Source organism: Phenylobacterium sp., from assembly GCF_046463815.1.
Taxonomy (GTDB): Bacteria; Pseudomonadota; Alphaproteobacteria; order Caulobacterales; family Caulobacteraceae; genus Phenylobacterium.
The window spans coordinates 94,605-103,428 of the sequence record NZ_JBKBRO010000006.1 but is presented as its reverse complement, the minus strand read 5'-3'; the positions used below and the strand labels follow the sequence as shown (position 1 = coordinate 103,428).

Sequence of the window (8,824 nt, the reverse complement as noted above, 5' to 3'; positions counted from 1 at the left end):
CAAAGGTCAAGGTTGCTGCATGACGATCGAACGGACGGTGTTCACCGTGCTTCGCCACGACGGCCAGTGGGCCGTCGAACGGGACGGGCGCTACTTCGGCCATTCGCAGGACAAGGAGGTGGCCAAGGCCGCCGCCAACCGCGAGGCCCGCGCCGAACAGGACGCCGGCCGGCCCTGCCAGGTGCGCATCGTGGGCGAGCACGGTTTCCTGGGCGCCTAGCAGGGGCGCGCCTGGCGGGCGCTTGTACCGCGAAATACGGACGGCCATATTTTCGGTATGGCCAGACCGTCTCATCGCGACACCATCCTCTGCGAAGGCCTTAAGGTGATCCATGAGAAGGGGTTCGCCGGCGCCAGCGTGCGCGACATCGTCCGCGCGGCGGGCGTGCCCCAGGGCTCGTTCACCAATCACTTCCCCTCCAAGGAGGCGTTCGGGCTGGAGGTCCTGAACCTCTACTTCGAGAAGGGGCGGCGCGTCATGGACGAGACGGTGCGCAACCGCGCGCTGCCGCCGCTGAAGCGCATGGAGGCCTACCTCGACCAGGTCATCGCGGCGCATCGCGCCGAGGGCGTCCACAGCGGCTGCCTGATCGGCAATTTCACCGCCGAGGTGGTCGAGGGCAGCGAGCTCCTGCGCCGCCGCCTGGTCGAGATCCACGACGAGAACCGGGCGGCCTTCGCCGAATGCCTGGCCGAGGCGGTCGAGGCCGGCGAACTGCCGGCGGATTTCGACGTCTCCGGGACGGCGGAGTTCATCGTGGCCGGCGTCCAGGGCGCCATCCTGCTGGCCAAGGCCCGCCGCGAGGTGGGCCCGTTGGAAGCCTTCCGCAAGCTCCTGTTCGCGTCCGTCCTGCGCTGATCCCGGCGACTTACGGACGCCTCCAAGCGCCTCCAGAATTTCTCAATACGTACGAACGTCCGTGTTCATTGCGGACCAATACGACCGTCCGTATTTGATCCGAGCCGACGGGCGATGCGCCCGCCGAACAAGCTCGAAGGACATCCCATGACCGCTCCCGTCGTTCTCATCACCGGCGCGCTCGCCGGCATCGGCCGCGCCACCGCCGAGGCGTTCGCACGCGAAGGCTACCGCGTCGTCGTCTCCGGTCGCCGCGACGCCGACGGTCAGGCCCTGGCCGACGAACTGCGCGCCGTCGGCGCCGAGGCCGAGTTCATCCGCGCCGACGTCCGCCACGAGGACGAGGTGAAGGCCCTGGTCGACGGCGCCGTCGCCCGCTTCGGCCGCCTGGACGTGGCCGTGAACAACGCCGGAACCGAGGGCCAGGCCGGGCCGCTCGTCGAGCACACGCCCGAGAAGTACGCCGCGACCTTCGACACCAACGTCCTTGGCGTGCTGAACGGCCTGAAGCACGAGTTGCGCGTCATGCAGGCCCAGGGCGCGGGCGCGATCGTCAACGTCTCCTCGATCGTGGGCCGCCTCGGCTTCGTTGGCGCGGGGACCTACGTGGCCAGCAAGTACGCCGTCGAGGGCCTGACCAAGGTGGCCGCGCTGGAGGCCGCGCCGTTCAAGGTCCGCGTGAACGCGGTCGCCCCCGGCCCGATCGCGACGCCCATGCTGGAGCGTTTCGGGGGCGAGGACTTCAAGGAGGCCGTGGCTTCGACCCTGCCCATGAAGCGGCTGGGCGATCCCGAGGAGGTCGCCAAGGCCATCGTCTTCCTGGCCTCGCCGGCGGCGAGCTTCATCACGGGCGAGTCCCTCGCCGTCGACGGCGGCCGCCTGGCCGGCTAATCGCTGGCGAGCTGGCGCCAGCCCACGGCGCGCACCCTGGCGGGCCCCAGCGCGCCCGCCAGGGGCGGCCGGACGAAGAGGCCCGCGAAGGCCGCGTCCCGCACGTTCAGTCCTCCCGCATAGGCCCCGAACGCCGGCAGCACCACCCGCTCGGCGTCGGTGACGAAGCAGCGCCGCCGGACGGTCCCGCGCGGCGCGCGCACCCTGGCCGCCGGGTGCAGGTGGCCGGCGATCTCGCCGGGCTGCGGACCGGCCTGGGGCTCGTGGCGCAGGACGAGGCCGGCCAGAGCCAGTTCATCCGCCACCTCGCCCGGCAGGGCTCGGGGCCCGTCCGCGTCGTGGTTGCCGATCACCCAGATCAGCGTCCGGCCCCGGGCCAGCCCCCGCAGCCGTTCGGCGTCGTCGGCCGCCAGCCGGTCCTCCGACGTTCGGTCGTGGAAGGTGTCGCCCAGCAGGATCACCGCGGAGGCGCGCGTCGCCTCGACCTCGGCCTCCAGCCGGCCCAGCGTCTCGCGCGTGTCGTAGGGCGGCAGCATCTGGCCGCGCCTGGCGTAGGACGATCCCTTCTCCAGGTGCAGGTCGGCCACGACCAGCGTCCGCTCGCCCTCGATCCACAGCGCCCCGGAGGCGCGCATCACCACCTCGGTCCCGCGCACCTGCGTGGAGAGGCCCCCGCAGGCGCTCGCGGCGAAGGCGTAGGCGAAGGGAATGACGGCGTTCACGACATGGCCTCGGCGATCAGATCCTCTTCGGCTTCCGCCAGCATCATCTCGGCCGCCGAGCCGCCCGGCGCCCGCTCCTTGCCGATCTCCAGCAGGATGGGCACCGAGAAGGGCGACAGGTGCTCCAGCGGCGCGTGGCGGATCCGCCCCTGGACGCGGGCCAGCATCTGGCCCAGGCGCGCCACGTCGATGAGGCCGGTCGCCGCATCGTCCCGGGCGCAGCGCAGCAGCAGATGGTCCGGCTGGTGTCGGCGCAGCACGTCGTAGATCAGGTCGGTGGAGAAGGTGATCTGTCGCCCCGTCTTCTGCTGCTCGCCGGGGAAGCGGCGCTCGATCAGGCCCGCGATGATCGCGCAGCCCTTGAAGGCGCGCTTCATCATGAAGCTCTCGGCCAGCCACGCCTCCAGGTCGTCGCCCAGCATGTCCTCGGCGAACAGTTCGCCGAAGTCGAGGCCGTCCATGGGCTTCAACGACCAGACGGCCATGGCGTAGTCGTTGCAGACAAACCCAAGAGGCCCGACGCCCGCCCGCTCCAGCCGGCGCGTCAGCAGCATGGCGAGGGTTGTGTGCGCCAGCCGGCCTTCGAAGGGATAGCAGACGAGGAAGTGGCGCCTCCCGTGCGGGAAGGTCTCCAGCAGCATCTCGTCCTCGCCGACGATCATCGAACGGTCGCGTTGGGCCTCCAGCCACTCGCGCGTGTCGGCCGGCAGCACGCCCCAGTGGCTCTGGTCGAACATGAGCTGGCGCACCCGCCTGGCGAGATAGGTGGAGAGCGCGAACTTCGAGCCGCCCCACGACGGCATCTTGGGGTCCTTGTCGTTCGCCGGGCGGACCAGCACGTCGAGGTTGGTCACCCCCTCCAGGGACCAGACCTGACCCGCGAAGACGAAGGTGTCGCCGGGGTCGAGCATCTCGAGCATGCCTTCCTCGACCTCGCCGATCTTCCTGCCTCCGCGACCGCCGCGTCCGGCGATGCGCACCGACAGCATGGCCGGGGAGACGATGGCGCCGACGTTCAGGCGGTGGCGCTGGGCGGTCTGGAGGTTGCGCACCCGCCATCGGCCGTCTTGACCTTGCACGATCCGGCGGAAGCGGTCGTAGGTCTTGAGCGCGTAGCCGCCGGTGGAGACGAAATCGACGACCTGCTCGAAGTCCTCCCACGCAAGGTCCCGGTAGGGGCCGGCGGTCCTGACCTCGTCGTAGAGCTGGAGCATGTCGAAGGGCTCGGAACAGGCGCAACCCATGACGTGCTGGGCCAGGACGTCCAGCGCGCCCACGCGCGGCGGGTCGCCGTCCAGGCGGTTCTCGGCGATGGCCTCGCGGGCGGCCTGGCACTCCAGCATCTCGAACCGGTTGGCCGGCACGAAGAGGGCGCGGGAGGGCTCGTCCAGCCGGTGGTTGGCCCGTCCGATCCGCTGCACCATCCGCGACGCGCCCTTGGGGCTGGCGAGCTGGATGACGAGGTCGACGTCGCCCCAGTCGATGCCGAGGTCGAGGGTCGAGGTGCAGACCACGGCCCGAAGCTCTCCGCGAGCCATCGCCGCCTCCACCTTGCGCCGCTGTTCGGCGGCGAGGCTGCCGTGGTGGAGCGCGATCGGCAGGGCGTCCTCGTTCAGCCGCCACAGCTCCTGGAACGCGAACTCGGCCTGAAACCGCGTGTTGACGAACACCAGCGCCGTGCGCGCCTTTCGGATCGCCTCATAGACCTCGGCCATGGCGTGCTGGGCAGTGTGCCCGGCCCACGGCACACGGCCTTCCGAGAGCAGGATGTCCACCACCGGCTCCGCGCCCGGCGGGCCGAGGACGAGGTCCACGTCGCGCCCGGCGCCCATCCACCGCGTGATCACCGCCGGGTCGTCCACCGTCGCCGAGAGGCCCACGCGGCGCATCCGCGGCGCGAGCTGTTGCAGGCGGGCGAGGTCCAAGGCCAGCAGGTCGCCGCGCTTGGACGAATGCAGGGTGTGGATCTCGTCCAGGATTACGCAGGAGAGGTCCTCGAAGAACGTCCGCGCGCCTTCCCAGGCGCAGAGGAGCGCGAGCTGTTCGGGCGTGGTCAGCAGGATGTCCGGCGGCTTCAGCCGCTGGCGCTGGCGTCGCCCCACGCCGGTGTCGCCGGTGCGGCTCTCGGCCGTGATCGGCAGGCCCATCTGCAGGATGGGGGCGGTGAGGTTGCGCTCCACGTCCACCGCCAGGGCCTTCAGCGGCGATATGTAGAGGGTGTGCAAACCGCGCGGCGCATTGGCCGGCGGCCGTTCGGAAAGCTCGATCAGGCTGGGCAGGAATCCGGCCAGGGTCTTGCCGCCCCCGGTGGGGGCGATCAGCAGGGCGTCGCGGCCTTCGCGCCCCTTCTCCACCATGGCGAGCTGGTGGGCGCGCGGGCGCCAGCCGCGGCTCTCGAACCAGGCTTCGAACTTGGGCGGCAGCAGACCGGAAGGGATGGAGGCGGCGCCGGCGTCGGCCATTGCGCGACCATAGCGTTCCCGATCCGTTTCGTCAGGCCCGCGGACGATGGGCGGTCAAATCTCTGGCGCATTCTTCCCGTTTCAGGCGAGAAACGGAATCCGACATGAGAACGACCTCGGCCATATTCGCGGCGCTCGCCCTCGCCGCCTGCAGTCCCGGCGCCGCCCGCGACGCCGATCCGGCGGCGCAGGCGCGCGCACCCGGCGGTTTCCCCAAGCCCGACCGGCCCGTGGCTCAGATCGTCGCCGACACCTTCTCGTCAGGCCCCGACCGCGACGCCGCCGACGAGTCGGGTCAGCTCATCCGGGGGCTCGGCATCCGCCCCGGCATGGCTGTGGCCGACATTGGGGCCGGCGCCGGCTACCACACTCTGCGCCTCTCGCCCGCCGTGGGCGCGAACGGCGTGGTCTATGCCGAGGACATCGTCGAGCACTACGTCTCGGGGCTCCGACGCGAGGCCGAGCGGCGGGGGCTGAAGAACGTCCGCATCATCGTGGGCGCGCCCGACGATCCGAAGCTGCCGGCCGGGGGCGTGGACCGGGCCGTGCTGGTCCACATGTACCACGAGGTCGAGAACCCCTACGCCCTGCTCTGGAACCTGGCGCCCGCCCTGCGCACCGGGGGCCGCGTGGGCGTCATCGACGTGGACCGGCCGACGCAGAACCACGGCACGCCGCCAGCCCTGCTGGAGTGCGAGTTCGAGGCGGTGGGCTACCGCATGGTGGACTTCCAGCGGCTGGAGGGCGGCCTGGGCTATCTCGCCGTGTTCGAACCCCCGGCCGCGAACGCCCGGCCGAAGCCGCACGACATCCAGGCCTGCAGGGCGCCGGCGGCCTGAAGCCTCAGTAGCCGAAGACGGGACCGCAGCCGGGGCCGTCCCACGGACCGACCGCCCCGGGACCGTAGCAGCCGGGATAGAGGCCCCGGCCCTCGGTCTGGCCGGCTGAGAGGCTGATCCAGCCCGATTTGCCGATGGGCGCCTCGGTGCGCACGTGGACGCTGCGGTAGCCATGCGTGCCCACGCCCACCGAGACCTCGCCGTGCACGCGCCGATCGGGCGTGATCGCCGCGTCGGCCAGCGCTCCGGCCTCGACCTTGGCGGCGGGCGAGTTCTTGATGAAGGCGTCGATCTGTTCTGCTGTAGTCATGGGCGCGGCGCGGGCGGGCTCCGGCGCCTCGGTCCGGGCCGGCGCGGCCTCGCCGGTCACGACCGGCGGCGCGCCGCTGGCTCCGGCGGTGGCCATCGGACCCTCGGTCTCGGAGGCGAGCGCCGTTCCCCCGGCAAGGGCGAACGTCACGGCGAGGACGGGCAGGCGTCTCATGGCCTCACCAGACTCCCCTATTGCGGCGGGTGCAAGGCGAAACGGTTTCACGCGGGCCCCGCTTCACTATCTTCTTCGCCATGCCGACCGCGCGCCTTCGCCACGCCATCGTCCTGCAGGTCCGCCGCCTGATGGGCGGCACGGGCGACGACACCCTGGAGCGCACCCGGCCCGATACCGGCTTCTTCGGCCCCGACAGCGCCTGCTGGAAGGTCCACGGCGACTTCGCCTGCATGATGGTGGGCGGGGTCACGGCCCTCCTGATGCAGATGCTGCATCCGGGCGCCCTGGCGGGGGTCTGGGACCACTCCAACTTCCGCGAGGACATGGACGGGCGCCTCAAGCGCACCGCCCGCTTCATCGCCGGCACCACCTACGGCGCGCGGGCCGAGGCTCAAGGCCACATCGACCACGTCCGCATGATCCATTCCAAGGTCAGCGGGACCCTGCCGGACGGGACGCCCTATTCGGCCGACGACCCCGACCTGCTCACCTGGGTCCACGTGGCCGAGGTCTCCTCGTTCCTGGCCGCCTACCTCCGCTACAAGGACCCGGGCTTCCCGCCGGCCGAACAGGACCGCTACTTCCGCGAAACCGCCGAGATCGCCCGGAAGCTCGGCGCCACGGAGGTCCCCGAGAGCCGCGCCGAGGTGGCCGCCTACTTCGAGGCCGTCCGGCCCATGCTGCGCTACGACCACCGCACGCGCGAGGTGGCCCGCGCGCTCCTGACCCAGCCCGCGCCGACGCCCGCCGCCGGCCCGGCCCTGGCCCTGATGTTCGACGCGGCCAGGGACCTGCTGCCCGACTGGGCCGCCCGGATGCACGGCTTCCGCCTGTCGCCGCCCCGCCGGGCCGCCGCGCGCCTGGGCCTGACGGCGCTCGGCCGCACCCTGCGCTGGGCCCTCGTCAACAGCGCCGAGGTCCGCGCCCGGCGGAGGGCCGCCGAGCTGTCGGTGGCAGCCTAGACGGGTCGGCGTCTCTCCTCCCCCGATGGGGGAGGAGAGAGGGCGCGCGTCCACCAGCCCGGCGCGTGACACAAATATTATATCCGCCCCCGCCCCCTTGCCGTTGCGGAAGCCAACCCCAGATCAGGGGCGCTCACACGAGAAGAAGGAGGGCGCTCATGACCGAAGTCTCCGTCGTGCCCGCCGCCGAGGGCTGGGCCGTGCGATCCGACGCGATCGACAACGAGATGATCTTCAAGAGCGGGGCCCGCGCCGAGGCCGCCGCCCGCCGCGTGGCCCAGGCGCTGGCCGCCGCGGGCCAGGCCGTGAAGCTGCGCGTCCACCTGCGCGACGGTACGCTCGCCGGCCGCTTCGTCGTGGCGCCGCCGCCCGAACCGGCCGGCGCCTGAGTCCCGCGCTCCTCCCCCGCTCGCGGGGGAGGGGAGCACGAAGGGGTGGAGGGGGCGCGGCGGCCACGCTAGCCTCCCTCCATGATTTTCCGCCTCGCCCTCGCTGCGATCCTGGCCCTCGCCCCTATCCAGGCCCTCGCCCAGACCGTCGTCATCGTCCGCCACGCCGAGAAGGCGGACGACTCCAAGGACCCGGACCTCTCCGAGGCCGGCCGGGCCCGGGCCGCCGCGCTGGCCGAGGCGCTGAAGGGCGCGCGCCTGACCCTGGTGCTCGCCACGCCCTTGAAGCGTACGGTGCAGACCGGCTTCCCCGCCGCCCAGGCCGCGGGCCTGGTCCCCACGCCCGTCCCGCTGGACGGCGGCGTCGCGGCTCACGCCGCCCGTGTGGCTGAGGCCGCCCGCGCCGCCGGCCCGGAGGCCACGGTGCTGGTGGTGGGCCACTCCAACACCGTCCCCGACATCGCCCGCGCGCTCGGCGACCCGGCGCCGGAAGCCCTCACCGACTGCGACTACGACCGGATGACCGTGATCCAGCTCGGCGGCGCGGCGCCCAGGGCCATCCACGCCCGCTACGGCGCCCGGACGGAGAGCTGCTGACGCCGCGCCGCGTCGGCGAAGAGGGAAGGGGCTTCCGCCTGGACAATCGACAGGCCAAGCTCGCGGCCATGACTTTCCTCCGCCTCCTCGCTGTCGCGGCCGTCCTCGCCGCTCCCATCGCCGCCCCGGTTTCCGCCGCCGCCCAGGCCCGCGCCGTGCCGGACTACGGCTCGGTTGCGCCCCTGTCCGACGCCCACGAGCAGCCCGATCCCGCCCGCACGTACAAGGTGGTCTTCGACGTGGCCAAGGGGCCGTCCGCGCCCGGTAAGCCCTCGGCCGGCCTCGACCGCGTGGCCCGCTTCGTCAACATCCTGTCCCTCGGCGGCGTGCCCGCCGGGCAACGGAAGATCGTCGCCGTGGTGCACGGCGGGGCCACGCAAGGCGTGCTCAGCGACGAGGCCTACGCCCGCCGCCACGAGGGCGCGCGCAACCCGGACGCGCCGCTGGTCGCCCAGCTCGTCGCGGCCGGCGTCGACCTGCGCATCTGCGGCCAGTCGATGGCCGCCGCCAAGATCGTCCCCGCCGACCTCGCTCCCGGCGTCCAAGTCGACCTCGCCGCCTTGATGACGGTGATCCACAAGCAGGGCGAAGGCTATGTACTGGTGGTGAACTGAGA

Annotated in this window: 11 protein-coding genes; 8 read left to right on the top strand and 3 right to left on the bottom strand. The window is 72.1% G+C overall.

Features of this window, described 5'->3' with window-relative positions; genetic code table 11:
• The first annotated feature begins 19 nt into the window (after positions 1-19).
• The 3 genes from ACK4TT_RS05460 to ACK4TT_RS05450 all read left to right on the top strand — a co-directional run bounded on the left by ACK4TT_RS05460 (position 20) and on the right by ACK4TT_RS05450 (position 1,750).
• Positions 20-220, top strand: a complete 201-nt coding sequence (locus ACK4TT_RS05460; protein ID WP_409636570.1) for a hypothetical protein — start codon at positions 20-22, stop codon at positions 218-220.
• A 57-nt stretch (positions 221-277) separates the two neighbouring features.
• Positions 278-859, top strand: coding sequence for a TetR family transcriptional regulator C-terminal domain-containing protein (locus tag ACK4TT_RS05455; RefSeq protein ID WP_410212598.1), 582 nt, complete (start codon positions 278-280; stop codon positions 857-859).
• Positions 860-1,006: 147 nt separating this feature from the next.
• Positions 1,007-1,750 (top strand): SDR family NAD(P)-dependent oxidoreductase, encoded by a 744-nt coding sequence (locus ACK4TT_RS05450; RefSeq protein ID WP_410212597.1) that lies wholly within the window; start codon positions 1,007-1,009, stop codon positions 1,748-1,750.
• On the opposite strand, the gene pdeM is transcribed toward ACK4TT_RS05450, so the two are convergent.
• A complete protein-coding gene (gene pdeM / locus ACK4TT_RS05445) occupies positions 1,747-2,472 on the bottom strand; it encodes a ligase-associated DNA damage response endonuclease PdeM (protein ID WP_410212596.1) in 726 nt (241 codons plus the stop codon). The genes ACK4TT_RS05450 and pdeM overlap by 4 nt on opposite strands.
• Positions 2,469-4,934 (bottom strand): ligase-associated DNA damage response DEXH box helicase, encoded by a 2,466-nt coding sequence (locus ACK4TT_RS05440; protein ID WP_410212595.1) that lies wholly within the window; start codon positions 4,932-4,934, stop codon positions 2,469-2,471. Before ACK4TT_RS05440 ends, pdeM begins: the two co-directional genes overlap by 4 nt.
• A 104-nt stretch (positions 4,935-5,038) precedes the next feature.
• On the opposite strand from ACK4TT_RS05440, the gene ACK4TT_RS05435 reads away from it, so the two are divergent.
• Positions 5,039-5,773 carry a class I SAM-dependent methyltransferase gene (locus ACK4TT_RS05435; protein WP_410212594.1) on the top strand — a complete coding sequence of 245 codons (735 nt, stop codon included), beginning with the start codon at positions 5,039-5,041 and terminating at the stop codon, positions 5,771-5,773.
• A 4-nt stretch (positions 5,774-5,777) separates the two neighbouring features.
• On the opposite strand, the gene ACK4TT_RS05430 is transcribed toward ACK4TT_RS05435, so the two are convergent.
• Entirely contained in the window at positions 5,778-6,257 is a 480-nt protein-coding gene (locus tag ACK4TT_RS05430) for a hypothetical protein (RefSeq protein ID WP_409636555.1), read from the bottom strand.
• 80 nt (positions 6,258-6,337) lie between these two features.
• Between ACK4TT_RS05430 and ACK4TT_RS05425 the strand changes: the two genes are divergently transcribed.
• The 4 genes from ACK4TT_RS05425 to ACK4TT_RS05410 all read left to right on the top strand — a co-directional run bounded on the left by ACK4TT_RS05425 (position 6,338) and on the right by ACK4TT_RS05410 (position 8,822).
• Positions 6,338-7,222, top strand: a complete 885-nt coding sequence (locus tag ACK4TT_RS05425; RefSeq protein WP_410212593.1) for an oxygenase MpaB family protein — start codon at positions 6,338-6,340, stop codon at positions 7,220-7,222.
• 158 nt (positions 7,223-7,380) lie between these two features.
• Complete coding sequence (locus tag ACK4TT_RS05420) at positions 7,381-7,611, top strand: DUF2188 domain-containing protein (protein WP_409636550.1); 231 nt, start codon at positions 7,381-7,383, stop codon at positions 7,609-7,611.
• 81 nt (positions 7,612-7,692) lie between these two features.
• Complete coding sequence (locus ACK4TT_RS05415; RefSeq protein ID WP_409636547.1) at positions 7,693-8,208, top strand: histidine phosphatase family protein; 516 nt, start codon at positions 7,693-7,695, stop codon at positions 8,206-8,208.
• Between the two features lie 68 nt (positions 8,209-8,276).
• Complete coding sequence (locus ACK4TT_RS05410; RefSeq protein WP_409636544.1) at positions 8,277-8,822, top strand: DsrE family protein; 546 nt, start codon at positions 8,277-8,279, stop codon at positions 8,820-8,822.
• Positions 8,823-8,824: the final 2 nt, after the last annotated feature.